This window comes from Blastococcus goldschmidtiae (genome assembly GCF_031845325.1).
Classification (GTDB): Bacteria; Actinomycetota; Actinomycetes; order Mycobacteriales; family Geodermatophilaceae; genus Blastococcus; species Blastococcus goldschmidtiae.
Window position 1 is genome coordinate 87,398 of record NZ_JAVREI010000013.1, and the last position, 25,785, is coordinate 113,182.

Sequence of the window (25,785 nt, forward strand, 5' to 3'; positions counted from 1 at the left end):
GCTCAGACCTTGTACGACTCGTTGCCGCGCAGCACGACCTTGCCGTTGCTCACCTCGGGAACGGCCCGGTGGCGCTGGCCCGGCGCCTCGCGGTGCAGCACCTCGGGCAGGTCGGACAGCGTCTCGAGCGTGCGCTCGGGCTTCTCGATCTTCGAGATCATCCGCTTCCCGATCAGGGCGCAGATGCCGGCCAGGATCAGCAGGAACAGCGTGACTATGCCGTAGGACACCCAGCGCGGGAGGCCCAGCGCCGTCAGCGCCTCGGCGATCGTGACGAACAGGTAGATGCCGGCGAACGCGGCCAGCACGCCCGCCGCCCCGAACAGGCCGACGCTGATGCCGGCCTTCTTCGCCGACCTGCCGACCTCGGCCTTGGCCAGCTCGATCTCGCTGCGGACCAGCGTGGAGATGTCGGCCATGGCGCTCTGCACGAGGGTCCCGACAGAGGGCTCCTCCGTCCCCGCGGGACGGACGGCGGACGACGAGCTGGGCGTGCCGGAGACACTGTGTGCCACGGGTGGCTCCTTCTTCGACTGCGGTGCTGGTCAGAGGAATCGTGCCGTATCGGTGCCGGGGGCGCTCGGCCCACCTGCGCAAGGCCCCCTCCAGGGCACCGCGCCGAGCCTGCGAGGTGCGGGGAGGAGGGGGTCCTTCCTCAGTCCTCCGAGGGAGCCGCGGGCAGCTTCTCCTTGATCAGGTTCATCACCGAGGAGTCGGTCAGCGTGGTGACGTCGCCGAGCTCGCGGTTCTCGGCGATGTCGCGGAGCAGCCGGCGCATGATCTTGCCCGAACGGGTCTTGGGCAGCTCCTGCACCACCATGATCTGGCGGGGCTTGGCGATGGGGCCGATGTCCCGGGCGACGTGGTTGCGCAGCGTCTGCACGAGCTCGTCACCGGAGTCGACGCCGCTCTCGCGCAGGATGACGAACGCGACGATGCCCTGGCCGGTGGTCGGGTCGCTGGCGCCCACGACCGCCGCCTCGGCGACCGACGGGTGCCCCACGAGGGAGGACTCCACCTCGGTCGTGGAGATGCGGTGCCCGGACACGTTCATGACATCGTCCACCCGGCCGAGCAGCCAGATGTTGCCGTCGGCGTCCTTCTTGGCGCCGTCCCCGGCGAAGTAGACGTTCTTCCCGAACCGCGACCAGTAGGTGTCGACGTAGCGGTCGTCGTCGCCCCAGATGGTGCGCAGCATCGACGGCCACGGCTCGGTGAGCACGAGCAGGCCGGTGGAGTCGTCGGAGAGCTCGTTGCCCTCGTCGTCGACGACCTTGGCCTTGATGCCCGGGAAGGGCACCTGGGCGGAGCCGGGGACCAGCGAGGTCACGCCCGGCAGCGGGTTGATCATGTGGCCACCGGTCTCGGTCTGCCACCAGGTGTCGACGATCGGGCAGCGCCCGCCGCCGATGTTGGCGTGGTACCAGAGCCAGGCCTCGGGGTTGATCGGCTCACCGACCGAGCCGAGCACCCGCAGGGTGGAGAGGTCGAAGCCGGCGGGGACGTCCTCGCCCCACTTCATGAAGGTCCGGATCACCGTCGGCGCGGTGTACAGGATGGTGACCCCGTACTTCTGGACGATCTCCCACCAGCGCCCGCGGTGCGGCGTCTCGGGGGTGCCCTCGTACATCACCGACGTCGCCCGATTCGAGAGCGGGCCGTAGACGATGTAGCTGTGGCCGGTGACCCAGCCGACGTCGGCCGCGGTCCAGAAGACGTCCTCGTCGGGCTTGAGGTCGAAGCTCGCCCAGTGCGTGAAGCTGACCTGGGTGAGGTAGCCGCCCGAGGTGTGCAGGATGCCCTTCGGCTTCGCCGTCGTCCCCGACGTGTACATGATGTAGAGCGGGTGCTCGGCGTCGAAGAACTCGCAGGTGTGCTCGGGGGACTGGCGGCCCACGACGTCGTCCCACCACAGGTCGCGGCCCTCGGTCCACTCCACGTCCTGCTCGGTCCGCTTGACCACCAGGACGTTGCGGACGCCGGGGGAGCGGCTCACGGCGTCGTCGACGGCCGGCTTCAGGGCGCTGGGTGCGCCGCGGCGGTAGCCGCCGTCGGCGGTGATGACCAGGACGGCGCCGGCGTCGTCGAGCCGGCTGGCCAGGGCGTCCGCGGAGAAGCCGCCGAAGACGACCATGTGAACGGCGCCGATGCGGGCGCAGGCCAGCATCGAGATGATGGCCTCCGGGATCATCGGCAGGTAGATGGCGACCCGGTCGCCGGCCTGCACCCCGAGCTCGGTCAGGGCGTTGGCCGCCTTGCTGACCTCGTCCTTGAGCTGGGCGTAGTTGATCGTCCGGGTGTCGCCCGGCTCGCCCTCCCAGTGGTAGGCGACCTGCTCGCCGTGGCCGGCCTCGACGTGCCGGTCGACGCAGTTGTAGGCGACGTTGAGCCGGCCGCCCACGAACCACTTCGCGAAGGGCGGGTTGCTCCAGTCCAGGACCTCGTCCCACTGCCGGTCCCAGGACAACCGGCCCGCCTGCTCCGCCCAGAAGGCCAGCCGGTCGGCCGCCGCCTCCTCGTAGACCGCTGGCCCCACGTTGGCCCGGGAGGCGATCGCCTCGGGCGGGGCGAAGGTCCGGTCCCCGGTCGACGACTGGGTGTCGGTCATGCGGTACCTCCGGTGTCCGGCGTCGCTCGGAGCCCGGCGACGCGACGTGCCTCGGGTCACACCGTATGGGCTCCGCGGCGGCGTCGTCTGCCTCGGGACGGCGGGCGGCCGGTTCCGTGCGACGGCCGGTCAGACTGGCCTGGTGAGGACCCCGGAGCAGGACGCCGTGACCCGGCGGATCCGCGGCGCCGGGGCCCTCGGACTGCTCGTCCCGGCAGGGGCCACCATCCTGCCGGCCACCGCGCTGGCCGATCCAGCCTGGACGGCGCAGGTGCTCGCCCGCCGGGCTCGGTCGCAGCGGACGACGGACCGCCGGGTGCTGGCCACGACGTGGTGGTACTCCGCGTCGTCGGTGCTGGTCACCCCGCCGCTCGCGGGGCTGGTCGCCGGCATCCCGCTGTCGGCCCGGCTGGAGGACCTGACCGTGGCCCTGCTGCCCGGACTCGTGCCGATCGCGGCGGTGGCGGCCGGGGGGAGCGCCACGCCGGCGCCGGACCTGCGGGCGTCCCTGGCGGCGGTCGTCGCGGCCGTCGCCGAGGCAGGCGGGGTGCGCGAGCGGCCGCTCTGGGCGATCGCCACCGACTCGCTGGCCAACCGGCTGCTCGACCTGGGCCGGGCGGTGGGCGACCCGGCGGCGGGAACGGCGCTCGCGCGCCCGCTGGCCGAGGCGATCGGTGCTCCGCTCCCCGTGCCGAGGTACGAGGACGTCGCGGGTGCCCGGTTCACCCGCAGGGCGTCGTGCTGCCTGCTCCACGAGCTGCCGTCGGGAGCGCTGTGCACCTCCTGCCCCCGACGACCGCCGGCCGAGCGGCGCGCCCTGCTCGAGCGCGCCGCCCGCCACTGGTGAGGTCCTCGCTGGTGAGGCCCACGGCCGCTCAGGAGGAGTGCTGCACGTCCTGGAACGGGACGTCCCGGTCCACCTCGGGTTCACGGGGCAGGCCGAGCAGCCGCTCGCCGATGATGTTCCGCTGGATCTGGTCGGTGCCGCCGCCGATCGAGGTGAAGTAGGCGTTCATCGAGGCGAAGTTCGAGTCGTCGCCGTCCGGGTGGTCCGGGCCCTCCAGCAGCGCCTGCGCACCGACGATCGCGGACTGCACGCGGCCGGTCTCGTGCACGATCCGCGACATCGAGAGCTTGCCCAGCGAGGCCAGCGGCGAGGAGCTGCCCTGCTCGAGCTGGGCCTGCGCGCGCTGGTTGTTCCAGCGGTTGACCGCGCGCAGGGCGAACACCCGGGCGATCTCCCGGCGGAGCAGCACGTCGTCCGACCGGTCGTACCGCCGGGCCAGCTCGGCCAGGTCGGCCTCCCCGCGGCCGGCCGCGCGGGTCATCGCCCCGAGGTTGGCCTGCCCGAGGGCCACCCGTTCGTAGGCCAGCGCGGTCTGCAGCACCCGCCAGCCCTGCCCCGGCTCGCCCAGCACGAACGCCCGCGGCACCCGGGCGCCGGTGAGGAACACCTCGTTGAAGTGCGCCTCGCCGGTGATCTGCCGCAGCGGCCGGACCTCGACCCCGGGTTGGTCCATGGGCAGGAAGAAGAAGCTCAGCCCCCGGTGCTTGGGCACGGCGGGATCGGTGCGGGCCAGCAGCATCCCGTAGTCGGCACCGGCCGCGTTCGACGTCCAGACCTTCTGCCCGTCCACGACGTACTCGTCGCCCTCGAGCGCCGCGCTCGTGCGCACCCCGGCCAGGTCCGAGCCGGCCCCCGGCTCGCTGTAGAGCAGGCACATCCGCAGCCGGTTCTCCAGCAGCGGCCGCAGCAGCCGCTCGCGCAGTTCCGTGCTGCCGTGGGTGAGCACGGTGTTCGCCCAGAGGTTGGTCCGGTCCTGGCCGCTGCCGGGTGCGCCGGCCCGGGCGAACTCGGCCTCGACGATGCCGGCCTGCTCGTCGCCCAGCGCCGCGCCGAAGGCGGACCGGGGCCAGCGCGGAACGGCGTACCCGGCGTCCACGACCGCGGCCATCCACCGCGCCCGGTCGACGGCCGGGTCCCAGTGGGCGGCCAGCCAGGCCCGGACCTCGGCGCGGAGCTCGTCGTCGCTGCTCATGTGGTCCTCCCGGTCGACCCGTCGGGCCGACCGTAGCGGCAGCTCGGCGGGGTCAGCGACGCAGGAGGACCGTGGCCAGCGCCATCACCCCCACCAGGAAGATCAGTGCGGTCACCGCCGCGTAGAGGCGTGCGTCCGGCAGTTCCTCCTGCCGGCGCAGCCGGGCGTCGGCGGTGCGGGAGCGCAGCGCGGCACGGGCACCGATCACGGCGACGAGGACGGTGGTGCTGGCGGCGAGGGCGATGGCCGCGACCGGCGAGCGGTCCAGCAGCAGCCGCCCGATGAGCAGCGAGGCGCCGTAGCCCGACAGCACCGTCCGGCGCCAGGCCAGCGTCGTGCGCTCCAGCTGCAGTCCCGGGTCCCACGGGGCCGGCGGCGCCGTCCGGGCCGGGCCCGAGCGGAGCAGCCGGGGACGGAGCCGGCCGGCGAGACGTGCCATCAGAGCAGGATGAGGAGCACCAGGCCGAGGGCGATGACCCCGATGCCCCCGGCCAGGACCGTCCCCAGCCCGAGGCCGGGGAGCGGCTCCTGCCTCCGCATCGCCCGCTCGTTGGCCATCCAGCGGGTGAAGGCGGCCCCGCTGGCGGCCATGCCGAGGACGATCAGGGCGGCCGCGAGCGGCCGGTAGCCGTCGGCGTCGGCGTCCCCCGACTCGGCCAGGACGTCGACCGCGACGCCCGCGACCACGAGGGCGAGAGACGTCCGCAGCCACGCCAGGAAGGTCCGCTCGTTGGCGAAGGTGAACCGCGGGTCCGGCTCGACGCCCTCGCGGTAGACGCTGCCCGGCCAGCGGCCCACTAGTCCTGCTTCGGCGCCAGCAGCCGGGCCGAGGGCCCGGCCTCCGGCCCGGTCCCGTCGGTGACCTTGCGCGACTCGGCCGCGGCCCAGGTGAAGATGCCGCGGGCCATCAGGGACTCCTCCGCCGCGGCACGGGCCGCGTAGACCTCGGCGCGGGCGGCGTGGGCGGTGGCGTCGTCGGCGTCGGCCTGCACGGCCAGCTCGGCGAAGTGTGCGGCCAGCCGCAGCTCCCCGGCCCCTGCGTAGCGGCGGGCGGCGTCGGCCAGCGCCGTGGTGCCACCGGCCAGCTCGGCCACGGCGGCGGCGAGCTGGTGGTCGGGGGCCGGCTTGAGGTTGGCCGGGTTGCCGTCGTACCAGCCGGCGTACCGGCGCCAGAGGTTGCGGACGATGAACTCCGGCTCGTCGTACCTGGCCCGCAGGTAGGGCCGGTCGGCCAGGTGCGCCGGGGGCCTGATCGTGTGCACCAGCTCGTCCAGCCGCGCCCCGGCGTTCATCCCGTCCAGGGTCTGCTCGACCAGGCTCTCCAGCCACTCGGCGGTCTCGGTGAGCGCCTGCCGGATGCGCTCGGCGCCGAAGATCGGCGCCCCGTGGGAGGGCAGCATGATCTCCGCGTCCAGTGCGGCCATCCGGCGCATCGCGATCGCCCACTCGCGGGGGTAGCGCTGCACCTTCTGCGGGTTGCCGCAGTTCGGCGTCACCCAGATGAACATGTCGCCGGGGCACAGGATGCGCTGCTCGGGCAGCCACGCCACCGTGGCGTCGTCGGTCTCCCCCTGGACGTGGAAGAGCTCCATCGTCAGACCGTTGCGGGTCACGGTCATGCCGTCGCGGTAGGTGATGTCGGGACGGCGGTACTCGGTGGGCCAGGTCAGCTGCGGCGCCTGGAACTGGCGCTGGTTGATCACCGCGTTGTAGCCGTTGGTGAGGACGTAGCGGTCGAACCGGTCGCCGATGAGCTCCTGGGCGATGACCGTGGGACGGGGGGAGTCCTCGGCGTCGAAGGGCCCGACGCCGAACACGTGGTCGATGTGCCCGTGCGAGAACACCACCGTGCTCACCGGGTCCGCGCTCCACTGCCGGACCGCCGCGTGCAGGCCCTGCGCACCCATCGGGCTGCCGCTGTCGAACAGGACCAGCTCGCCACCGGCCCGGAACGTGACCACGTTGCCGAAGCCGGGGTGGAACCCGACGCCCTCGGCCACGTCGAGGACCCCGCTTCCACCGGATCCGCTCTGGGCGATGTTGTCGTCGGCGGCCCCGCGCCAGACGTCGTCGGCGTAGTCGACCAGAGAGCGCGTCATGCCGTTCACCGTGGCGTCTCCCAACGGGGCGGGCAACCGGCCGGAGAGCCAGTCCGGCGTCGCTATCGTTGTGACATGTCACAACCGGCGGGCGATCCGCAGGCGGCCGCGCTGGCGGCCCGGCTGCTCCCGCAGGTGCCCCGGCTGGCCCGCCGGGTGGTCGAGCGGATCCGGAGCGAGGTGCCCGGCTTCGACCGGCTCCCCAGCGACGTGCAGGACGTGGAGGTCGCCGCGACCGCGCGAGCGGCGATCCGGGCGTTCCTGCTGCACGCGCAGGGGCTGCCCGGGGGCAGCGCCGATCTGTCCCGGCAGCGGGCCGTGCAGCGGGCGGAGGAGGGCGTGCCGCTGGCCGCCCTCGTGCAGACGTACTCCGTGGGCGCCGAGGTGGTCGTCGACGCCCTCGCCGAGGCTGCCCTGCCGGGCGAGGAGGCCGCCCTGCTGCGGCTGACCCGCCAGCAGATGCGCGGGATGGGCGCGGCGGTGGCCCAGGTGACCGAGGCCTACGTCGCGGGTGCCGGCGACCAGCACGTCGCGGTCCGGGAGCTCACCTGGGCGCTCCTCCGCGGGGAACGGCCCGCGGACGTCGCCGCGCGCTACGGACTCGCGCTGGAGCCCGGCTACCTGGTGCTCCGCGTGCGCACCGCCCACGGCGGTGACCCGGCCGCGGCCCGGGCGGCGCTTCGTTTCGTGCTGGCACGGACCGCCCCCTGCGCCGACGGTCGCGCGCTCAGCCTGCGCGACGACCTGGGCGGCTTCGTGCTGCTGCCCGCCTCCTGCCCGGTCGAGGACGTGGTCATCCCGGCCGTCGCGCCGGCCGCGCCGGTCGTGGGCATCGCGCCGGCGGCGTTCCCGGAGGCCGTGCCGGCGGCCGCGGCGCGGGCCGACCGGATCGCCGCCGTCGCCGGCCGGCCGGGGGCGCACCGGCTCTCCGACGTGCTGCTGGAGTACCACCTCACCCACCAGGTGGACAGCACGGCGGAGCTGGTGGCGGTGCTCACCCCGCTGAGCGGGCACCCCGAGCTGCTGCCGACCCTGAGCGCCTTCCTCGACGCCGACCTGAACCGGCGGCACGCCGCCCGGACGCTGGGCGTCCATGCCAACACCGTCGACAACCGGCTGGACCGGGTGGGAGAGCTGACCGGGGTCGACCCCCGCTCGGCCCGGGGCATCCAGCTCCTCGGGGCGGCGATCGTGGTCCACCGGACGCTCGCCCGGGGTCCGCTGGGTCTCGCGGGCGGGGTCCGCGCGGAGGATGATCGATAGGGCTGGAGGTGGGGGGAGTCGCATGACGGAGCTGCCCGCCGCGTTCATCGGGCACGGCAATCCGATGAACGCCCTGGAGAGGAACCGCTACACCGAGGCCTGGCGCGCCCTCGGCCGGTCGGTGCCCCGCCCGCGGGCGGTCCTGGTCGTCTCTGCGCACTGGTACGTGCAGGCCACCGCGGTGACCGCCATGCCGCGGCCGCGCATGCTCCACGACTTCTACGGGTTCCCGCCGGAGCTGTTCGAGGTCCGCTACGAACCGCCCGGCCTGCCGGAGCTCCACGACGAGATCGCCGACGTCGTGCACCCGACGTGGGTGGGCGCCGACGTCGACAGTTGGGGGATCGACCACGGCGCCTGGTGGGTGCTGGTGCACGCCTTCCCGGATGCGGACGTCCCGGTGGTGCAGCACGGCGCTGATAGGAGGAGTACTACATCGACAGCACAACCACGTTGCGCGGCGGCCTCTACGTGCGGTGAAGGGGTGGCGTTGGGGCTTGGGAGTGGAAACGTTCCGTTTCGGTCTGTCTTCGGTCAGTTACGACGCACGCGGGGTAACAGGTAAGCCGGAGGGTCGGACTGGCGTGCAGGTGTGGCCCTTCGGACAGTGAGTGCGCTCACCCACCTGTTCGTAACCGGGAGTCACACTTGTCTCAGCGCCGTCCCTCCTCGCCGCACGGCCGCCGTGCCCTGGTCGCCTCCGGCGTGACCGCCGCACTGGTCCTGGTCCCGGTAGGCATGGCCCGGGCCGCGCCGGAGACCCCGGACAATCCGGTGACCGAGGCCTTCGACGACGCGACGGCCGAGACCCCCGTCGTCAGCGACCTCCCGCTGGACCCGGGGACCGAGGAGCCCGAGGTCACGGACCCCGAGGGCACGGATCCCGAGGGCACGGAGTCCGAGGGCACGGAGTCCGAGGGCACGGAGTCCGAGGGCACGGAGTCCGAGGGTGACGGAACCCTGCCGCCGTTCGAGGTGCCTGCGGAACTGCAGGCGCTGTTCGCGCAGGCGGGCTTCTCGGAGGAGTGCATCGAGGGCGTGTCCGCCGGGCTCGAGCAGTTCGGGGCAGGACTGGCGGCGCTGCTCGACCTCGAGGAGTACGCGGCCGAGCTCGAGGCCTTCCTGACGGAGCTGAGCGAAGCGGATCCGGCTGCGCTGCCGGTGCTCATCGAAGACCTGCTGACCGGCTTCGTCCCCAGCGAGGGGGAGGCGGGCCCGTCCGAGGACATCATCGGTGGCCTCGAGCTCGTGCTGGCCTCGCTCGAGACGTGCGTTCCCACGCTGCCGTCCGGTGAGGAGCCGGAGCCGGAGATGTCGCCGGTCGCCCACCCCACGCCCGAGCAGCCCGCGCCGCACGCTCCTCAGCCGGTGGCCCAGCCCGTCGCCTACCTGGGCTACGCGCCCACGGGTGCCGACGCGCCCCGGGCCGACGACACCTCGGTGCCGCTGACCGCCCTGGGTGGCGGGCTGGTGCTCGTGGCCGCCGGTGCGGCTGGATACGGGATGCGGGGCCGTGCGGTACGTACGCGGGATTGATCTCCGCGCCGCCGGCGCCTTCTTGATGGTGCTGGCGGCCGGACTGGCACTGCTGCTCGTCGTCTCCGGGCGGCCGGATGCGGACACCGCTCCGCGACCGGCCCCCGGGGCCTCGGCGCCGCTCGCCGGTGAGACGCCGGCCCTGGCCGGCGAGATGGTCGCCACCGGCGCGATCCAGCCGGCCTCGCTGAGCATCCCGGCGATCGACGTGGACACGGTCGTGGAGACCCGCGGCACCGTGCAGTACGAGAACCCTTTCACCGGCGCCCTGGTCGACGGCTACGGGGTTCCCGAGTCGATGCGCACCACGTCGTGGTGGTCCGATGGTCCCTTGCCCGGTTCGGGGCAGATGGCGGTCATCCTGGGCCACCAGCAGGCCGCCGGCGGCGCGGTCTTCGACCGGCTGCACACCCTGCGCCCCGGGGATGAGATCAACCTGCGGGACGCGAACGGTGCCGTGCTGCGTCTGCAGGTGCTGGGGGAGCCGGTCACCGGGCTGGACAAGGCGACCTCCGCCCTGGCCGAGACGCTCAACGGCCACCCGCCGGAGGCCGACGTCGCGCTGGTGACCTGCGGGGGCGAGTTCGTCGAGGCCGCCGGCACCAGCACCGACAACACGGTGGTGTTCGCGACCGTCGTCCGCTGAGGCGCTGAGGCGCTGAGGCCCTGGGGCCCTGGGGCCCTGGGGCCGTGAATGACCGAGGCATGGAGGTAGCCCTCGCCCTGAAGGCATCGAGATCGCCTGGCCCTGGAGCCGCCGAAACTGTCGTACCTCGAACGTATGTTCGGTCCATGTCGGCGACCGTGGTGCAGCGCTCCGTGGTGGAGGGCGTCCTGGTCGGCTGGCTGATGCAGCGTCCGCCGTCGGTGCAGCGGCTGCCGGTCGAGCTGCTCTCGGCCGAGCAGGTGGCCGTGGAGCTGCAGCGGGTGCAGGCCCGCAAGGCGATGGACGCCGCCTACGCGGCTGAACTGGTCATGGCGCTGGCCGCCGCCCGGCCCGACACCGATGATCCCCCGCCGGGGCATCCCGGTGCGCGGCGGCGCGGTGGCGGGTCGCCGGTGCCGGGCACCTCGGAGTTCTTCCCCGACGAGCTGGGGATGGTGCTGAACTGCTCCCGGTCGTTCGCCTCCCGGACGGCCGCGCAGGCCTATCAGCTGGTGGAGCGCATGCCCGCGGTGCACGCCGAGTGCACGGCCGGCCGGCTGGACCGGTACCGCGCCGGGGTGTTCGCCGACGTCCTCACCACGGCCTCGGACGAGGTCCTCGCGGCCGTGGTGCCCGCGGTGCTGCCCCTGGCCGCGGGCCTGTCGCCGGGAAAGCTGCGCAACCGGCTGGTCGCTGCGGCGGAGGCGGCGGATGAGGAGTTCGCCGAGCAGCGCCGCATCGACGCCGAGCAGCGCGCCGCGGTGCGGCTGTACCCGCCGACCGACGGCATGTCGGCGCTGGCCAGTGAGTTGCCCGCGCCGGTGGCGGCGGCGATGTGGTCCACGATCGATCAGGCCGCGCAGCTGGCCGCCACCGGCGGGGACGACCGGCCGATCGGCGTGCTGCGCGCCGAGGCGCACGCCGCGCTGGTGCTGCGCTCCTGGAACACCTCCCGCCCGGCGATGACCGGCCACCTCACGATCACCGCACCGCTGTCGGCCCTGCGCCGCCCGGACTGCCCGGACTGCCCGGGCACACCGGACCAGGGGCATGCGGTGGGCAGCGCCTGGAGCCGAGGGGCGGAACGGGCCCGTGGTCAGGCGGTGGATCGAGCGGCGGCAGGCGAGGCGACGCCGGCCGTGGACGGCACCCCGATCACCGCCGCCCACCTGCGCGAACTGCTCACCCAGCTCAGCGCACTCGGCGTGCAGGCGCCACCCGGCGGCAGCCTGACGGTGGCCGTCACCGACGACGACGGCGCACTGCTGGCCACCGCCACCGCAACTGAACTCGCCCGGCTGGCGGCCCGCGGCTGCCGGATGCACGGGCGGGACGTCGCCTGCGAGTGTCCGGTGCTGGGGCCGCCGCCCGAAGCGACCGGCTACGTACACACCCCCGCGCAGGAACGGTTCATCCGCATGCGCGACCGCACCTGCCGTCACCCCGGCTGCGGGCAACCCGCCGGACGCACCGACGCCGACCACGTCCTCCCCTACGACTGCGGCGGCCGCACCAGCTGCCAGAACCTCTGCTGCCTGTGCCGCACCCACCACCGGCTCAAGACCTTCGCCCGCGGCTGGCGCTTCCAGATGCGCCCCGACGGCACGCTCAGCGTGACCACCCCGTCCGGCATCACCCGGACCACCCGACCACCCGGCCTGGTGCACGCACAACGCGCGCTCCCGGCGCCGCCATCCACACCGGCCGACGACACCCCGCCGCCCTTCTGAGACCCCATGGCCTTCGGCCGCCTCGAACGGTGGAAGTCGCCGACTTCCTTCACAGCGGGACGCTCTCGGCACGTCGATGACACGCGCCACGCTTCCGGGGCGGCGCCCCCGTGCTGCCCAGTCGAGGAGGCGCCCCAGGCCACCTCGCCGAGAGGTGGCGCGGAACTCAGCTGGGCGTGCTCAGGTCCGGTGACAGCGACACGACAGGTCCGACCACCCACACGGCCGGCGGCCGGATCTCGGCCGTCGCCAGGGTGGCGGGCAGCTCGGCCAGGGTCGTCCGCACGGTGCGCTGCGTCGGCGTCGAGCCGTCGCTGACGATCGCGACGGGCGTCGACGGCGCGCGGCCGTGCTCGACCAGCGCCGCGGCGATGGCCGGCGCGGTGTCCACGCCCATCAGGACCACGACGGTGCCGCGCAACCGCGCGATCGCCGACCAGTCGACCAGCGACTGGGGATGGCCGGGCGGCAGGTGACCGGAGACCACGACGAACTCGTGGGTCATCCCGCGGTGGGTGACCGGGATGCCGGCGAGCGCGGGCACGGCGATCGCGCTGGTCACCCCCGGCACCACCTCGACGGGCACGCCCGCGGCCACGCAGGCCTCGACCTCCTCCATGCCGCGGCCGAACACGAACGGATCGCCGCCCTTGAGCCGCACCACCCGCTTGCCGGCCAGGGCGCGGTCCACCAACAGCTCGTTGATCTGCTCCTGGGCCATCGAGCGGCCGCGCGGCAGCTTGGAGGCATCGATGACCTCCACCTCGTCCGGTAGCGACGCGAGCAGGGACAGCGGCGCCAGGTGGTCGGCCACGACGACGTCGGCCTGAGCCACCGCCTGCCGCCCGCGCACGGTGATCAGCGCCGGGTCACCCGGACCCCCGCCCACCAGCACGACGCCGCCGGCGCGGCCGGTCATCACGTCGCGCGAGGTGCGGTCGGCGATCGTGCCGTCGGTCAGCCCGGAGACGACGGCGTCGCGGACCGCGATCGCCCGCTGGGGGTCGCCGCCGCCGTGGACGCCGACGACGAGGTCGCCGTGCCGCCCGGTCGCGGGTGTCCAGACGCTGGAGGAGGCGCGGTCGTCGGCGCGCGCGCAGAAGATGCGGGCGCTCTCGGCCTCCGCCGCGACGGCCGCGTTGACATCCGCGTCGTCGGTCGCCGCCACGGCGTACCAGGCGCCGTCGAGGTCACCGGGCTGGTAGCGCCGGCGCAGCCAGGTGAGGGAGCCGGGCGCGACGAGCGCCTCGAGGGCGGGGGTGACCTCGGGGCTGACGACGGTGACGTGCGCCCGTGCCTCCACCAGGCCGGCCACCCGGCGGTGCGCCACCTGCCCGCCGCCGACGACGATCACCCGACGGTCCAGCAGCCGCAGGCCGACGGGATAGACGGGGCCACCCGGACCGCTGGGCCCGGCGGCCCGCGCGGGGTCGGCAGCACCGCTGGGCCGGGGAGCCCGTACGGGATCGGCAGGATCCGTGGGCCCGGGAGCCCGCGCGGGGTCGGCAGGAGTGGCCATCAGCTCTTCTCGGTCACGCCGGCGGAGTCGAAGGTGGCCACGTCCCGCAGCGCACGCGCGGCGCTGGTGACGAGCGGCAGCGCCAAGAGCGCCCCGGTGCCCTCACCCAGCCGCAGGTAGAGCCCGAGCAGCGGGCGCAGGCCGAGCGCGTCGAGCGCGACGGCGTGCCCCGGCTCGACCGAGGTGTGCCCCGCGAGCGCGTAGTCGAGCACCGTGGGGCACAGCGCCGCGGCGACCAGCGCCGCCGAGCCCGCGATCGCGCCGTCCAGCAGCACCGGCACCCGCGCGGCCGCCGCGCCGAGCACGAAACCGGCCAGGCCTGCGTGCTCCAGGCCGCCCACTTCGGCGAGCACGGCCAGGGCCGCCTCGGGCGTCGTCGGCCGCGAGGGCACGCGGGACACCGCGCGGCTCACCACCTCGATCTTGCGGGCCAGCGTCGGGTCGTCGATGCCGGTGCCGCGCCCCGTCGCCGCCGCCGGGGTCGCACCGGTGAAGGCGCACACCAGGGCGGCGGACGCGGTGGTGTTCGCGATGCCCATGTCGCCGGTGATCAGGCAGCCGCTGTCGGCGGCCAGCGTCGTCGCCACCTCGATGCCGACCTCGAGCGCCTGCCGTGCCTCGTCGACCGTCATGGCCGGGCCGACGGCGAGGTCGGCGGTTCCCGCGCGCACCTTCCGGTCGAGCAGCGACGGCATCGCGTCCAGCGGGGTGGCGACGCCGACGTCCACGACGACCACCCGGGCGCCCAGCCCGGCGGCGAAGGCGTTCACCACGGCGCCGCCGGCGACGAAGTTGGCCACCATCTGCGCGGTGACCTCCTGCGGCCACGGCGTCACCCCCTGGGCGTGCACGCCGTGGTCACCGGCGAAGACGGCGACGGTGGCCGGCTCGGGCAGCGGTGCTGGGCAGCGACCCGCGATGCCGGCGAGCTGCGCGGCGACGTCCTCCAGGACGCCGAGCGACCCCGGGGGCTTGGTCATCCGGTCCAGCCGCTCGCGGGCGGCGAGCTCGGCTCCGGCGTCCCGGGGATGGATCGCGGCGATGGTGTCGCCGAGCAGGGTGCCGGCGAACGGGGCGGGTTCGGTGCTCAGCGGAACTCCTCGGCAGCGGCGGTGTGGGGGTCAAGGATCGCAGCGGGCCCGGACCCGGCGTCAGGTGGTGCAGGGGACGCATGAGACCACGCCCGTGTGACGCGCAGGTGACACGGCCGCCCCGGCCGGGATGGACTGCATCGACGCACCCTCGCCGGGCTGTGGCGCATCACCGGCGGCTGACCCGCGCCCCTCGCCCCGGAACGCCATCCGCGCCTACCCTGGCTGGTCGCGGAACGAGCGAGGGAGCGCTGACCTGTCCGAGGACGCTGGAACCGGAGCCGTGTCGGCTGCCGACGACGCCGTGCTGCTGTACGTCGGCGGCCCGCTGGACGGTCGCGTGGAGATCCGCAAGGCCTGCCACGGCGAGCCGCTGCCCACGGTCACGCACGTGCACCTGCACGGCGGGCCCAAGGTCGTGCACCGCTACGACCTCGAGACCCTCGCCGACGGCGCCGGTGTCTACACCGTGCGCCCGCGCGCCGATGCCGCTGCCCGCGACGAGTCCGTCGCCGACTGAGCCGCGCTCACCAGCCCTGCACGCGACGGGCCTCGGCGACGACGCGGTCGAACCGCGCCCGGTCCAGCGCGGCACCCTCGCGACGCACGTCGCGGGGCGCGAGCTGCAGCAACCGGTCCAGACGGACCTCGCTGGGGCGCCCGCGCGCGTCCCAGGCGCCGGTGCCCAGGTCGGTCCACACCCGCCCGTGCCGCGCCTCGTCCGCGGCGTCGCGGTCGTGGTCCTGGCTGCTCAGCATCAGGCCGAGCAGGTCGTCGCCCCGTCGCCCGATGACGAGCACCGGGCGGTCCTTGCCGCGCCCGTCGCCCTCGTCGTAGGGCACCCACGCCCAGACGATCTCGCCCGGATCCGCCGCGTCGTCGTCCCGGGGCCGGTACTCGACGTCGGGGAACGGGGCAGCGGCCCGACGGCGGGACCGGTCGGGCGACGCGCGTCTCGGCGTCGGGCGCCTCTGGCCGCCGGCCTTGAGCACCAGGTCGAGCACCGACCGCGCCGCTGATCGGAGCCTCCGCCGCGCTGCCATGCGCCGCACGCTACGGGTCCGCGCCGCGGGCGCCGCTGGGGCGCCTGTGTCCTGTGTGACACATGGGCACGCTCTCGTCACTGAGTGGTTAGCCCGCCCGATCGCGGGGAAACCGTTCCGGCACGGGATCGGCCGTGACAGGCAGTCAGGGCGGGTTCCGGGGAAGAGGGGTCCCCATGACGTCGGCCGAGCCGGTGCGCCCCGCCGTCCCGCGAGCCGGAGAGGTGCAGGCCAGCGTGCTGGCCGCCTTCCAGCTGGTCGAGGATGCGCGCTACCTGGGCAACGGGCGCAGACCGCGAGCCCAGCGGGCCCGCATCCTCGCCGAGCGGGCGGTGGCCGATCGCAAGCTGAAGCGTGACCTGCCCTCCGACTGAATCAGGCGACGCAGAACTCGTTGCCCTGCGGGTCGGCGAGGGTCGCCCACGCCATCGGGCCCTGCGAGCCGCGCCAGAGCTCGATCGCGCCGAGCGAGACGAGCCGGGCGATCTCGGCCTCCCGGCGCTCCGGGCCCACGCGGACGTCGAGGTGCAACCGGTTCTTGACCGTCCTCTCCTCGGGGACGCGCTGGAAGAGGACACGCGGCCGGCCCGGCTCGGGCGAGGTGAGGGCCGCGCCCAGTGTCCACACGAGTGCGCCGCGGTGCCGCATCGTGTCGGCCTCGCTCGCCGCGCCCGCCTGCACCATGCGGGCGATGAACGACTCGTCCTGCGGCTCCACCTGCCAGCCCAGCGCCTCGGCCCACCAGTCGGCGAGCTCGTGGGGAGCGGTGGAGTCGACGACGACCTGGATGTCGAATGCCATGGCCGGACCGTAGGCCGGGGCACCGACGATCCGGCGCCGACGACCCCGCCGGCTAGAGCTCCTGGGCCAGGTCCGCCCAGATCGTCGCGTCGTCGGGGAGGTCGCTCTCCAGGGCGCAGTGGTCCTTGATGACGCGGCCGAACGGGGTGAGCGTCCCGGGCTCCAGCCGTTGCGCCGGGTCCCACAGCCCGGAGCGCATCACCGACTTCGGGCACTGGAAGAACGCCTTGCGGACCTGCAGCACCAGCACCGACAGCGGCGCCCGGCCGAACTCGGTCAGGTCGAGGTCGAGCTCCTCGGGCCGCAGCAGCGAGGTGGCCCCGTAGACGCGCAGCGTCTGGTCGACGCCCGGCACGAAGAACATCAGCGCCGCCCGCGGGTTCGCCGTCAGGTTGCGCAGGCTGTCGACGCGGTTGTTCCCCGGGCGGTCGGGCAGCGCCAGCCGGTGGTCGTCCAGCACGTGCACGAAGCCCCGGTCGCCGCCGCGCGGCGAGATCTCCGGCCAGCCCTCGGCATCGGCGGTGGCCAGCGTGGCGAAGGGGGAGTGGGCGATGAACTCGCGGCAGTGCGCGTCGAGGTGGTCGATCACCTTGTCCAGGACCAGCCCGCCGGGGGCCCGGTATCCGGCGACGACGTCCCGGCCGGCGGGGTCGGCAACAGGGCGGGCCGGGTCGGACATGGGGAGGCCCGGGTCGAGGTGCGAGAGGCCCGGGTCAGGGTGCGGGAGGGCCGGAGCGGCGACGGGATCCACCCGACGACCGTAACCGGCCACGCGGATACCGTGGCCCTCCGTGTCCCAGGTGTGGAGTGCCCCCGTCCGGTTCGCCGAGTGCGACATGCAGGGCATCGTCTTCAACGCCCACTACCTCGTGTGGGCCGACGAGGCGCTGACCCCGTGGTGGATCGAGAGGGGCGTCGACTGGGGCCGGTTCGGGGCCGAGGGCTTCCAGTACGTCGTCGTCGCCAGCACGCTGGAGTGGACGTCGTCCGCCCGGCACGGCGACACCGTCGAGGTGGACGCCGAGCTGGAGAAGCTCGGCCGCACCAGCCTGACCGTGCGCTTCGGGATCCGGGTGGGCGAGCGGCCGTGCTGCACCGTGCGGACCACCTACGTGTGTCTCACCGGTGGCGCACCGACGGCCTGGCCCGACGACCTGCGGGCGTGCCTGGCCGGCTGAGGCCGATCAGCCCGCCGTGACCCGCGAACCGGCCCCGAACCCGGACCCCGGCGGCAGCAGCGGGAGGCCGGCGGGCGGCCCCTGCTCGATCAGCCGCCAGAGCGCGTCGGTGTCGGCGTGCTCGGCGACCAGGTCGCCCAGCCGGTCCAGCCGCGCCTCGCGGACACCGGCGAAGTCGGTGTCCGGGGCGGGCACGAACCGGCGTCCGGCCAGCGCGGCCGTCTCGCGCAGGAACGCCCGGCGGAACCCGTCGTTCTCCAGCGCGCCGTGCCACGTCGTCCCGAAGACCGATCCCGCCCGCGCCCCGTCGAGGAACGGTTCCGCGTCCTCGTCCACCGTGGCGACGCCGTGGTGGATCTCGTAACCGGTGACCGGCTCGCCCAGCGCGGAGCCGGTGGGGCGGCCCAGGGTCTTCTCCGGTGCGAACCGCACCTCCGTCGGCAGCAGCCCGAGCCCGGGCACCACGCCCGCACGCGACTCGACGTCGTCGCGGATGGTGCGCGCCAGCATCTGGAACCCGCCGCAGATGCCCAGCACCGGCAGCCCGGCCGCGGCCCGCCGGCCCACCGCCTCGGCCAGCCCGCTCGTGCGCAGCCAGGCCAGGTCGGCGACGGTGGCGCGGGTGCCGGGCAGGACCACGAGGTCGGCGTCCGCCAGCTCCTCGGGGCGGGTGGCGTACCGGAGGAGCACGCCCGGCTCGGCGGCGAGCGCGTCGAGGTCGGTGAAGTTCGAGATGCGCGGTAGCCGCGCCACCGCCACCCGGAGGACCTCCTCCCCGTGCGCGGGGCCGGTGCGGGAGCGCGGCGCGTCCAGGCCCAGCGAATCCTCGACGTCGACCTCGAGGTCGGCCAGCCAGGGCAGCACGCCGAGCGTCGGGCGGCCGGTGAGCGAGGTCAGCTGGTCCAGGCCGGGCCGCAGCAGCCGGACGTCGCCGCGGAACTTGTTGACCAGGAAGCCCGCGACCAGCCGCTGGTCCTCCGGTGGCATCAGCGCCACGGTGCCGTGCAGCGCCGCGAACACCCCGCCGCGGTCGATGTCGCCGACCACCACCACGGGGAGCCGGGCCGCCGTCGCCAGCCCCATGTTGGCGATGTCGTCGGTTCGCAGGTTGATCTCGGTCGGGGAGCCGGCACCCTCGCAGACGACGACGTCGAACCGCGACCGCAGGTCGGCCAGGCTGGCCAGCACCTGCTCCATCAGGGCGGCCTTCCGCGGCCGGTAGGACAGCGCGGTCACCTCGCCCACCGCACGGCCCAGGACGACGACCTGGCTGGAGTTCTCCCCGCCCGGCTTGAGCAACACCGGGTTCATCGCGGCCTCGGGCTCCACCCGGGCGGCGGCCGCCTGCACGACCTGGGCGCGCCCGATCTCCGCGCCGTCGGCGGTGACCATCGAGTTGTTGCTCATGTTCTGCGCCTTGAACGGCGCCACCGAGACGCCCTGCCGGACCAGCCAGCGGCAGATCCCCGCGGTGACGAGGGACTTGCCGGCGTCCGACGTCGTGCCGGCGACCAGCAGTGCTCCGCTCACGCGGGCCCCTCGGGAGGGGCGCCCCACCCGGCCTTCTCCTGGCCGGAGAGGGCCGCGATCTGCTCCATGATCGCGTCGGTCACCTCGCGCCGGGCCTTGCCCTTGCCGGCCAGCCCGCGGTGCTCGGGGAAGGTCAGCGGCTTCCCGAAGGTCACCGATACCCGGGCGGGCCGGGGCCAGCCGGCCCCGACGGGCTGGACCCGGTCGGTGCCGTGGACGGCGACCGGCACGACCGGGCAGTCGGCGGTGAGCGCCAGCCACGCGACCCCGGTCTTCCCCCGGGCCAGCCGGCCGTCGCGCGAGCGCGTGCCCTCCGGGTACAGCCCGAAGGCGTCGCCCTGGTGGAGCACCGACAGCGCGGTGTCCAGCGCGGCCTGCGCGGCGCGGTGGGTCTCCCGCTCGACCGGGTGCGCGCCGAGCGCGGTGAACAGCACCCGGGTGAACCAGCCGGAGATCCCGCTGCCCGTGAAGTACTCGGCCTTCGCCAGGAGCCGGACCCGGCGCGGGGCGACGGTGGGGATCACCAGGCTGTCGATGAACGACAGGTGGTTGCTGGCGATGATCACCGGCCCGGTCGGCGGCACGTTCTCCTTGCCGGTGACCCGCGGGCGGAACAGCACCCAGAACACGGGGCGGATGACCAAGCGGGCGATGACGTAGAACACCGGGTGCTCCCTCCTCGGCCCGCCCCGCCGTCGGCGGGACCGACGGCTCGTGCGGCGTCCGCATTGTTCCGGACCGCCCGGAGCGGCAGCGCGCAGGCCCGGCTCAGCGGCGCCGGTTCGCGCGGACCAGGCGGGCGGCGACGGCGAGGGCGGCCGACGTCGCCCACACCGCGCGCGACAGGCGCACCGCCCGGCGGATGTCGCCGGGCTCCGGCGGCCGGCCCGAGCCGAGCGTCGGCCGGTCCTCCACCCGGGAGCCGTAGACGTTGCGGCCACCCAGGCGCAGCCCGAGGGCGCCGGCCAGCGCCGCCTCGCACCGCCCCGCGTTGGGGCTGGGGTGCGCCGCGCCGTCCGCGCGCCAGGCACGCAATGCACCGGACGCCGAGCCGCCCACCAGCGGGGCGCAGGCGACGGTCACCGCTGCAGTGATCCGCGCCGGCGCCCAGTTGGCGACGTCGTCCAGCCGGGCCGACGCCCAGCCGAAGCGCTCGTACCGGGGCGAGCGGTGGCCCACCATCGCGTCCAGCGTGTTCACCGCCCGGTAGGCGAGCAGACCGGGCACACCGGCCACGGCGCCCCAGAACAGCGGGGCGACGGCGGCATCGGAGGTGTTCTCCGCGACCGACTCGACCGTCGCCCGCGCCAGCTCCCCGGCGCCCAGCCCGCTCGGGTCGCGGCCGGCGAGGGCGGGCAGTACCGCGCGCGCACCAGGCAGGTCGCCGCGGGCGAGGGCGTCGGCCATCCGCTCCGCGGTGCGGGACAGCGACGTGCCGCCGAGCACCGTCCACGCGGCCGCGGCGGTGACCAGCGCGCGCCCGCCCGGGCGGGAGCCGGTCGCCCGCTCCAGCGCCGCCCCCAGCGCGGCCGCCGCCGTCGTCAGCAGCAGGACGTGCCCGGCGCCGGCCAGGCGGTCGTCCCGCCACAGCCGGCGTTCGAGCGCGGCGGCCGCCGACCCGAAGCCGGCCACCGGGTGGCGGCGGATCGGGTCGCCCAGGAGCAGGTCGGCGGCGGAGCCGAGGGCCAGGCCGGCGGCGAGCGGGACGTCCACGGGCGTCATGGTGCCCGCACGTCCGCGGGCGGCCTCCCTAGGATCGGTCGTCATGCGCCTGCCCGGCCGTTACGACGGCGTCGCCCGGCCCATCGTCACGTACGGCAGCAACCCCGTGCTGCACCGTCCGTGTACCCCGGTGACCGAGTTCGACCGCGACCTCCGCCACCTGCTCCTCGACATGTTCGCCTCCATGGAGGCGGCCGACGGCGTGGGCCTGGCGGCCAACCAGATCGGCGTGGACGCGCGGATCTTCGTCATCGACTGCCCCGACGCCGTCGGTGAGGACGTGGTCGGGTACGCGATCAACCCGACCCTGACGATCCTCCCGGCCGAGGGGGACGACCCCGCCGAGGAGGTCACCGAGGAGGGCTGTCTGTCGGTGCCCGGCCCGTACGCCGAGCTGCCGAGGGCCTTCCGGGCGCGGGTGGACGGCGTCGACGTCCACGGCGACCCGGTGTCGATCGAGGCGACCGGGATGGCCGCGCGCTGCCTGCAGCACGAGGTCGACCACCTGGACGGGATCGTCTACGTGGACCGGCTGCCCGAGGACGTGTGCGAGCGGCTGCTCGCCGAGGCGGCGGGTCCCGGCGGCGACCTGCCCGCGTGAGCGGCGGGCTGACCGGGCGCCTGGTCCTGTTCGACCTGGACGGCACGTTGGTCGACTCAGCGCCGGGCATCCACGCCTCGGTCCGGCACGCCACGGCCGCGCTCGGCATCCCGGAGCCGACGCCGGACCAGCTGCGCGGCATGGTCGGGCCTCCGCTGCAGGACGGCTTCGCGCTGGTCCTCGGCCTGGGCGTGGACGACGTCCCGGGCGCCGTCGCCGCCTTCCGGACGCACTACGCGGCGGGTGCGCTGCTCGACGTCACGGTGCACGACGGCATCCCGGGGCTGCTCGCCGACCTCCGCGCGGCGGGGGCGACGCTCGCCGTCGCGACCAGCAAGCCCGAACCGTTCGCCGTGCGCGTGCTCGACCACACCGGCCTGCTCCCGGCGTTCGCGAGCGTCCACGGCGCCACTCTGGACGGCACCGTCCGGCACAAGGACCAGGTGGTGGCCGCGGCGCTCGGCGCGCATCCCCGGGGGCGCGCACCCGTGCTCGTCGGCGACAGGTCGCACGACGTGCTGGGGGCGGCCGCCCACGGCCTGCCGTGCATCGGGGCGGGCTGGGGCCCGGCGGAGGACGGCGAGCTGGCGGCCGCCGGGGCCGCCGCGATCGCCGCCGTCCCCGCCGACGTGCCCGGCCTGCTCGGGAAAATGGGATGAGGCGCGCGCCGGCAGCACGCACCATGGGCCGGCCGCCCGCAGCTAGGAGTTCGATCGTGCACGCCCTCACCGAGCAGCAGGTCCGCCGCTCGTTCGTCAACTGCTCGCAGGGCGAGGCCAAGGGGCTGGCGTTGCCCGAGGACTTCGCCGACCTGGACTGGCCCGCCCTCGAGCTGCTCGGCTGGCGGGACCCGAAGGCGCCGCTGCGCGGCTACCTCGTCGTCGAGGACCCGGACGGGGAGGTCGGGCGGCCGGTCGGGATCGCGGTGCGGGCGGCAGAGTCCCGGATGTCGGCCCGGACGACCGCGATGTGCCTGCTCTGCCAGACGGCGCAGAGCGCCGACGCCGTCTCCCTGTTCACCGCCCGGCGCACCGGGGCGGCCGGCCGCAACGGCAACACCGTCGGCACGTACATGTGCGCCGATCTGGGCTGCGCCGACCGTGTGCGCACGGAGATCCCGCCGTGGTTGCAGGACCGGAATCCGGACGAGGTCGTCGCGGAACGGGCCGTCGAGCTGCGGCAGCGGGTGCAGAACTTCGTCGAGACGGTTCGCCGCTGATGTGTGGCAACGGCCGGTGGTGGGGCATCTGACGCTGCATGACCGAATCGACACCGCTCCGCGCACTCGCGCTCGTCTGCAGCCTCAAGCCCTCGCCCGCGCCGTCCAGCAGTGACCTCATGGCCCGTCAGGTCCTCGGGGAGCTGGCCAAGCACGGGGTGACCGGCGACGTCGTCCGCGTCGTCGACCACGACGTGAAGCCGGGCGTCGAGGTCGACATGGGCGCCGGCGACGCCTGGCCGTCCATCCGCGAGCAGATGATGGCCGCCGACATCCTGATCGTCTCCACGCCCACCTGGGTCGGGCACATGAGCAGCGTCGCCCAGCGGGTGCTCGAGCGCCTGGACGCCGAGCTGTCGGAGACCGACGACTCGGGACGGCCGCTGGTCGCCGGGAAGGTGGCCGTCGCCGCCGTCGTCGGCAACGAGGACGGCGCGCACAAGATCATCGCCGACCTCTTCCAGGGCCTGGACGACATCGGCTTCACGATCCCCTCGCAGGGCGGCACCTACTGGAACGACCAGGCCATGGGTGGCACCGACTACATGGACCTGGACGAGACGCCGAAGGCGGTCGCCTCGACCACCGCCACGCTGGCCGAGAACGCCGCGCACCTGGCCCGCGCGCTGAAGGGGAGCCCCTACCCGGGCAGCTGAGCGGGGACCTGCTGGGGCCGCTCGAGGGGGACGAGCGACCCGGCGGTCCGCCGGGCGCGGAGCAGGCCGATCACGGCCAGCAGCGCGAGCACGACGACCGCGATCCCGTAGACGGTGGTCGTCCGCGTCAGGCCGGCGTACCCGGCGGCGACGCCCGCGGCGATCGCCGGCAGGCTGAACGCCAGGTACCCGACGACGAAGATCGCGGCCATCAGGCCGGCCCGGTGACCCGGCTCGATGCCGTGCGTGATCGTGGCGACGGCGCCGAGGAACGCGGCGCCGAAGCCGAAACCGGTGCCGACCGCCGCGGCGAACAGCAGGGGGGCCGACGTGGTGGCCAGGGCGGCGAGCGTGCCGCTCACCCCTCCCGTGAACACCAGCGCGCCGACGAGCATCGCCCGCTCGGGCGGGGAGGTGCGCAGCGCGAGCGAGCCGACGATGCCGGTGCCGTTGAGCGCCATGATGAGCAGCCCGCCGACCAGGTGGTTGTCGATGGCGAAGACGTCGGCGACCAGCGACGGGCCGAGCGAGGCGTAGAGGCCGCCGAGCGCCCAGCAGGCGACCAGCAGCGGCAGCGCGACGACGTACGCCCGGCGGTGCGCAGCCGGCACGTGCACCCGCGGGCGCAGCGACGCCGCGGCGCCGGGCCGCCGGGCCGAGGTCTCCGGGAGCCACAGCACGCCGAGGGCGGCCAGCACGAAGACCACGGTGAGCACGCCGAACACCCACGTGTCCGGTGCGGCGACGAACTGGACCAGCAGCCCGGCTGCCACCGCCCCGATCGAGAGACCCAGGCCCGGGGAGGCGCTGTTGATGAAGGCGCCGTGCGGTCGCTCGGGGCGCTGCAGGTCCAACAGGGCGGCGCCGAGCGTGCTGGTCAGGGCACCGGTGGCCAGACCCTGGACCACCCGCGCGGCCAGCAGCCACCCCACGCCGTCGGCGGCGAGGAACAGCACCATCGCGACGGCCTCGAGGAGGAACGCCGCGATCAGCACCGGACGCCGGCCCACGTGGTCGGACAGGCCGCCCACCACGAGCAGCGAGGCCAGCAGCGCGAAGGCGTAGATGCCGAACACCGTCGTCAGCACCCCGGGGCCGAAGCCGAACTCCTCCTGGTAGACCCGGTACAGCGGGGACGGCACGCCCGACGCAGCCAGCATGAGGACCAGGAGGACGGCCACCGACCAGAAGGCGGCGGTCCTCGGCAGACGGCGGGACTCGGGCACGACAGACAGGAAGGCCTGCGCCCGGGAGCCGATTCCCGCCGCCGCGTGTCGGGACGGGGCGTGGCGGGCGGGACCGCCGGGTACGGGGCCGGACATGGCGCTTCCCCGGATCCTCGTCCTCGTCCTGGCCGGAGGAGCGGGGGGCCGCCTCGAACTGCTCACCGATCGGCGGGCCAAGCCGGCCGTGCCCTTCGCGGGCGTCTACCGGCTGATCGACTTCCCGCTCAGCAACTGCCTGCACTCCGGAATCGCCGACGTCTGGGTCTCCATCCAGTTCCACCCCACGTCGCTCGCGGAGCACCTGGCCAACGGCCGGCCGTGGGACCTCGACCGCAGCGTGGGCGGGCTGCTCACGCTGCCTCCGTACCGGGGGACCGACCGCGGTGGGTGGAACACCGGCACCGCGGACTCGCTGTGGCGCCAGGCCGACCAGATCCGTGCCTTCGCACCCGACGCCCTGGTCGTGGCCAGCTCCGACGCCGTCTACAAGCTGGACTACCGGGAGGTCGCCGAGGCCCACCTGGGCTCGGGCGCCGAGGTCACCATGGTCACCACCGAGGTGGCCGCCGACGACGCCTCGCGGTACGGCATCGTCGAGGTCGGCGAGGGTGGCCGGGTGACCGGCTACGCCTACAAGCCCGACGAACCGGCCACGACGACGGCGACCAACGAGGTCTTCGTCTTCTCACCCACGGAGACCCTCGACCGGCTCGAGGCGCTGGCCCGCGACGCGGGGGAGGAGGGCCTGGAGGACCTCGGCACGCAGTTGCTGCCCGCCCAGACCGCCGACGGGCTGGCCCGCGCCCATCCGCTCGACGGGTACTGGCGCGACGTCGGCACCATCCCGGCCTACTGGGAAGCACACCGGGAGTTCATCCAGGAGAAGCCCCCGCTGGACCTGGACGACCCGCTGTGGGCCGTCCGCACCCGGGGTGGCCGGCACAGCGCGGCGCGGCTGCTGCGCGGGGCTGCGGTGGAGCACAGCCTGGTCTCCGGCGGTACGCGGGTGGGCGGTGAGGTGCGCGGCTCGGTGCTGTCCCCGGGTGTGATCGTGGAACAGGGGGCCACCGTCGTGGACTCCGTGCTGCTGCCCGGCGTCAGGGTGCGCGCCGGGGCGACGGTGACCCGCTCGGTGATCGACGACCGGGTGGAGATCGGGGAGTCGGCCACCGTCGGGGGCGACGGCGAGATCACGCTGGTCGGCCACCAGTCGGTCGTCGACGCCGGCGCGCACCTCGCCGCCGGCGCCCGGTTCCCCGAGCCCGAGGACGAGTGAGC

The 25,785-nt window shown here is 74.6% G+C and carries 29 protein-coding genes; 14 read left to right on the top strand and 15 right to left on the bottom strand.

The window, feature by feature from the left end; genetic code table 11:
• Positions 1-2 precede the first annotated feature (2 nt).
• Positions 3-515 carry a phage holin family protein gene (locus tag RM425_RS16430; RefSeq protein WP_311346292.1) on the bottom strand — a complete coding sequence of 171 codons (513 nt, stop codon included), beginning with the start codon at positions 513-515 and terminating at the stop codon, positions 3-5.
• Positions 516-655: 140 nt separating this feature from the next.
• Positions 656-2,608, bottom strand: coding sequence for an acetate--CoA ligase (gene acs / locus RM425_RS16435; RefSeq protein ID WP_311346293.1), 1,953 nt, complete (start codon positions 2,606-2,608; stop codon positions 656-658).
• A gap of 142 nt (positions 2,609-2,750) precedes the next feature.
• Here acs and RM425_RS16440 point away from each other — a divergent pair, with 142 nt between their 5' ends.
• Entirely contained in the window at positions 2,751-3,455 is a 705-nt protein-coding gene (locus tag RM425_RS16440; RefSeq protein ID WP_311346294.1) for a (2Fe-2S)-binding protein, read from the top strand.
• 28 nt (positions 3,456-3,483) lie between these two features.
• On the opposite strand, the gene RM425_RS16445 is transcribed toward RM425_RS16440, so the two are convergent.
• The 4 genes from RM425_RS16445 to RM425_RS16460 are packed head-to-tail and all read right to left on the bottom strand — an operon-like array spanning position 3,484 to position 6,746.
• Positions 3,484-4,647 carry an acyl-CoA dehydrogenase family protein gene (locus RM425_RS16445; RefSeq protein WP_311346295.1) on the bottom strand — a complete coding sequence of 388 codons (1,164 nt, stop codon included), beginning with the start codon at positions 4,645-4,647 and terminating at the stop codon, positions 3,484-3,486.
• 52 nt (positions 4,648-4,699) lie between these two features.
• Entirely contained in the window at positions 4,700-5,086 is a 387-nt protein-coding gene (locus tag RM425_RS16450; RefSeq protein ID WP_311346296.1) for a DUF202 domain-containing protein, read from the bottom strand.
• Positions 5,086-5,445 (bottom strand): YidH family protein, encoded by a 360-nt coding sequence (locus RM425_RS16455; RefSeq protein ID WP_311346297.1) that lies wholly within the window; start codon positions 5,443-5,445, stop codon positions 5,086-5,088. Before RM425_RS16455 ends, RM425_RS16450 begins: the two co-directional genes overlap by 1 nt.
• Complete coding sequence (locus tag RM425_RS16460) at positions 5,445-6,746, bottom strand: alkyl sulfatase dimerization domain-containing protein (protein ID WP_311346298.1); 1,302 nt, start codon at positions 6,744-6,746, stop codon at positions 5,445-5,447. Before RM425_RS16460 ends, RM425_RS16455 begins: the two co-directional genes overlap by 1 nt.
• Before the next feature lie 75 nt (positions 6,747-6,821).
• On the opposite strand from RM425_RS16460, the gene RM425_RS16465 reads away from it, so the two are divergent.
• From RM425_RS16465 to RM425_RS16485, 5 genes are all read left to right on the top strand, one after another.
• On the top strand, positions 6,822-8,009 hold the full coding sequence (locus RM425_RS16465; protein ID WP_311346299.1) for a PucR family transcriptional regulator: 1,188 nt from the start codon (positions 6,822-6,824) through the stop codon (positions 8,007-8,009).
• A 22-nt stretch (positions 8,010-8,031) separates the two neighbouring features.
• Positions 8,032-8,574: a dioxygenase family protein gene (locus RM425_RS16470; RefSeq protein WP_311346300.1), complete on the top strand. Its 543-nt coding sequence runs from the start codon at positions 8,032-8,034 to the stop codon at positions 8,572-8,574.
• 83 nt (positions 8,575-8,657) lie between these two features.
• Complete coding sequence (locus RM425_RS16475; RefSeq protein ID WP_311346301.1) at positions 8,658-9,545, top strand: hypothetical protein; 888 nt, start codon at positions 8,658-8,660, stop codon at positions 9,543-9,545.
• Positions 9,523-10,191 carry a class F sortase gene (locus tag RM425_RS16480; RefSeq protein WP_311346302.1) on the top strand — a complete coding sequence of 223 codons (669 nt, stop codon included), beginning with the start codon at positions 9,523-9,525 and terminating at the stop codon, positions 10,189-10,191. The genes RM425_RS16475 and RM425_RS16480 overlap by 23 nt, the downstream gene beginning before the upstream one ends.
• 146 nt (positions 10,192-10,337) lie before the next feature.
• Positions 10,338-11,921: an HNH endonuclease signature motif containing protein gene (locus RM425_RS16485; protein WP_311346303.1), complete on the top strand. Its 1,584-nt coding sequence runs from the start codon at positions 10,338-10,340 to the stop codon at positions 11,919-11,921.
• Positions 11,922-12,087: 166 nt separating this feature from the next.
• Here the strand turns inward: RM425_RS16485 and cobA are convergent, their stop codons facing one another.
• Entirely contained in the window at positions 12,088-13,440 is a 1,353-nt protein-coding gene (cobA, locus tag RM425_RS16490; protein ID WP_311346304.1) for a uroporphyrinogen-III C-methyltransferase, read from the bottom strand.
• Positions 13,440-14,531 carry a nicotinate-nucleotide--dimethylbenzimidazole phosphoribosyltransferase gene (cobT, locus tag RM425_RS16495; RefSeq protein ID WP_311346336.1) on the bottom strand — a complete coding sequence of 364 codons (1,092 nt, stop codon included), beginning with the start codon at positions 14,529-14,531 and terminating at the stop codon, positions 13,440-13,442. The genes cobA and cobT overlap by 1 nt, the downstream gene beginning before the upstream one ends.
• A 283-nt stretch (positions 14,532-14,814) precedes the next feature.
• On the opposite strand from cobT, the gene RM425_RS16500 reads away from it, so the two are divergent.
• Positions 14,815-15,051 carry a hypothetical protein gene (locus tag RM425_RS16500; RefSeq protein ID WP_311346305.1) on the top strand — a complete coding sequence of 79 codons (237 nt, stop codon included), beginning with the start codon at positions 14,815-14,817 and terminating at the stop codon, positions 15,049-15,051.
• Between the two features lie 7 nt (positions 15,052-15,058).
• Here RM425_RS16500 and RM425_RS16505 read toward each other — a convergent pair whose 3' ends face one another.
• The gene (locus RM425_RS16505) at positions 15,059-15,574 is read right to left on the bottom strand and encodes a type II toxin-antitoxin system PemK/MazF family toxin (RefSeq protein ID WP_311346306.1); all 516 of its coding nucleotides are present in this window, start codon (positions 15,572-15,574) and stop codon (positions 15,059-15,061) included.
• Positions 15,575-15,750: 176 nt separating this feature from the next.
• Between RM425_RS16505 and RM425_RS16510 the strand changes: the two genes are divergently transcribed.
• On the top strand, positions 15,751-15,948 hold the full coding sequence (locus tag RM425_RS16510) for a hypothetical protein (RefSeq protein ID WP_311346307.1): 198 nt from the start codon (positions 15,751-15,753) through the stop codon (positions 15,946-15,948).
• Position 15,949: 1 nt separating this feature from the next.
• Here RM425_RS16510 and RM425_RS16515 read toward each other — a convergent pair whose 3' ends face one another.
• A complete protein-coding gene (locus tag RM425_RS16515) occupies positions 15,950-16,375 on the bottom strand; it encodes a VOC family protein (protein ID WP_311346308.1) in 426 nt (141 codons plus the stop codon).
• A gap of 52 nt (positions 16,376-16,427) precedes the next feature.
• Positions 16,428-17,126, bottom strand: coding sequence for an MSMEG_1061 family FMN-dependent PPOX-type flavoprotein (locus RM425_RS16520; protein ID WP_311346309.1), 699 nt, complete (start codon positions 17,124-17,126; stop codon positions 16,428-16,430).
• Between the two features lie 40 nt (positions 17,127-17,166).
• Here RM425_RS16520 and RM425_RS16525 point away from each other — a divergent pair, with 40 nt between their 5' ends.
• Positions 17,167-17,553, top strand: a complete 387-nt coding sequence (locus RM425_RS16525) for an acyl-CoA thioesterase (RefSeq protein WP_311346310.1) — start codon at positions 17,167-17,169, stop codon at positions 17,551-17,553.
• Between the two features lie 6 nt (positions 17,554-17,559).
• On the opposite strand, the gene RM425_RS16530 is transcribed toward RM425_RS16525, so the two are convergent.
• From RM425_RS16530 to RM425_RS16540, 3 genes are all read right to left on the bottom strand, one after another.
• On the bottom strand, positions 17,560-19,083 hold the full coding sequence (locus RM425_RS16530; protein WP_311346311.1) for a cobyric acid synthase: 1,524 nt from the start codon (positions 19,081-19,083) through the stop codon (positions 17,560-17,562).
• Positions 19,080-19,748 carry a lysophospholipid acyltransferase family protein gene (locus RM425_RS16535; protein WP_311346312.1) on the bottom strand — a complete coding sequence of 223 codons (669 nt, stop codon included), beginning with the start codon at positions 19,746-19,748 and terminating at the stop codon, positions 19,080-19,082. Before RM425_RS16535 ends, RM425_RS16530 begins: the two co-directional genes overlap by 4 nt.
• Positions 19,749-19,851: 103 nt before the next feature.
• The gene (locus RM425_RS16540; protein WP_311346313.1) at positions 19,852-20,805 is read right to left on the bottom strand and encodes a cobalamin biosynthesis protein; all 954 of its coding nucleotides are present in this window, start codon (positions 20,803-20,805) and stop codon (positions 19,852-19,854) included.
• Positions 20,806-20,848: 43 nt separating this feature from the next.
• Here RM425_RS16540 and def point away from each other — a divergent pair, with 43 nt between their 5' ends.
• Genes def through RM425_RS16560 form a run of 4 tightly spaced genes read left to right on the top strand, consistent with a single transcriptional unit; the run spans position 20,849 to position 23,281 of the window.
• Complete coding sequence (def, locus tag RM425_RS16545) at positions 20,849-21,406, top strand: peptide deformylase (protein WP_311346314.1); 558 nt, start codon at positions 20,849-20,851, stop codon at positions 21,404-21,406.
• Positions 21,403-22,065 carry an HAD hydrolase-like protein gene (locus RM425_RS16550; RefSeq protein WP_311346315.1) on the top strand — a complete coding sequence of 221 codons (663 nt, stop codon included), beginning with the start codon at positions 21,403-21,405 and terminating at the stop codon, positions 22,063-22,065. The genes def and RM425_RS16550 overlap by 4 nt, the downstream gene beginning before the upstream one ends.
• Positions 22,066-22,121: 56 nt before the next feature.
• Entirely contained in the window at positions 22,122-22,625 is a 504-nt protein-coding gene (locus RM425_RS16555; protein WP_311346316.1) for an FBP domain-containing protein, read from the top strand.
• A 38-nt stretch (positions 22,626-22,663) separates the two neighbouring features.
• The gene (locus RM425_RS16560) at positions 22,664-23,281 is read left to right on the top strand and encodes a flavodoxin family protein (RefSeq protein WP_311346317.1); all 618 of its coding nucleotides are present in this window, start codon (positions 22,664-22,666) and stop codon (positions 23,279-23,281) included.
• Here the strand turns inward: RM425_RS16560 and RM425_RS16565 are convergent.
• The gene (locus tag RM425_RS16565; RefSeq protein ID WP_311346318.1) at positions 23,266-24,507 is read right to left on the bottom strand and encodes an MFS transporter; all 1,242 of its coding nucleotides are present in this window, start codon (positions 24,505-24,507) and stop codon (positions 23,266-23,268) included. The genes RM425_RS16560 and RM425_RS16565 overlap by 16 nt on opposite strands.
• 94 nt (positions 24,508-24,601) lie before the next feature.
• Between RM425_RS16565 and RM425_RS16570 the strand changes: the two genes are divergently transcribed.
• The gene (locus RM425_RS16570) at positions 24,602-25,783 is read left to right on the top strand and encodes a glucose-1-phosphate adenylyltransferase family protein (protein WP_311346319.1); all 1,182 of its coding nucleotides are present in this window, start codon (positions 24,602-24,604) and stop codon (positions 25,781-25,783) included.
• The last annotated feature ends 2 nt before the right edge of the window (positions 25,784-25,785 follow it).

Bases quoted from the DNA above. Each gene is read 5' to 3' on its own strand.
- acs (WP_311346293.1), bottom strand. From the start codon at position 2,608: ATGACCGACACCCAGTCGTCGACCGGGGACCGGACCTTCGCCCCGCCC.
- RM425_RS16445 (WP_311346295.1), bottom strand. From the start codon at position 4,647: ATGAGCAGCGACGACGAGCTCCGCGCCGAGGTCCGGGCCTGGCTGGCC.
- RM425_RS16450 (WP_311346296.1), bottom strand. From the start codon at position 5,086: ATGGCACGTCTCGCCGGCCGGCTCCGTCCCCGGCTGCTCCGCTCGGGC.
- RM425_RS16460 (WP_311346298.1), bottom strand. From the start codon at position 6,746: ATGACGCGCTCTCTGGTCGACTACGCCGACGACGTCTGGCGCGGGGCC.
- RM425_RS16465 (WP_311346299.1), top strand. From the start codon at position 6,822: ATGTCACAACCGGCGGGCGATCCGCAGGCGGCCGCGCTGGCGGCCCGG.
- RM425_RS16470 (WP_311346300.1), top strand. From the start codon at position 8,032: ATGACGGAGCTGCCCGCCGCGTTCATCGGGCACGGCAATCCGATGAAC.
- RM425_RS16485 (WP_311346303.1), top strand. From the start codon at position 10,338: ATGTCGGCGACCGTGGTGCAGCGCTCCGTGGTGGAGGGCGTCCTGGTC.
- cobA (WP_311346304.1), bottom strand. From the start codon at position 13,440: ATGGCCACTCCTGCCGACCCCGCGCGGGCTCCCGGGCCCACGGATCCT.
- RM425_RS16505 (WP_311346306.1), bottom strand. From the start codon at position 15,574: ATGGCAGCGCGGCGGAGGCTCCGATCAGCGGCGCGGTCGGTGCTCGAC.
- RM425_RS16510 (WP_311346307.1), top strand. From the start codon at position 15,751: ATGACGTCGGCCGAGCCGGTGCGCCCCGCCGTCCCGCGAGCCGGAGAG.
- RM425_RS16515 (WP_311346308.1), bottom strand. From the start codon at position 16,375: ATGGCATTCGACATCCAGGTCGTCGTCGACTCCACCGCTCCCCACGAG.
- RM425_RS16540 (WP_311346313.1), bottom strand. From the start codon at position 20,805: ATGACGCCCGTGGACGTCCCGCTCGCCGCCGGCCTGGCCCTCGGCTCC.
- def (WP_311346314.1), top strand. From the start codon at position 20,849: ATGCGCCTGCCCGGCCGTTACGACGGCGTCGCCCGGCCCATCGTCACG.
- RM425_RS16560 (WP_311346317.1), top strand. From the start codon at position 22,664: ATGACCGAATCGACACCGCTCCGCGCACTCGCGCTCGTCTGCAGCCTC.
- RM425_RS16570 (WP_311346319.1), top strand. From the start codon at position 24,602: ATGGCGCTTCCCCGGATCCTCGTCCTCGTCCTGGCCGGAGGAGCGGGG.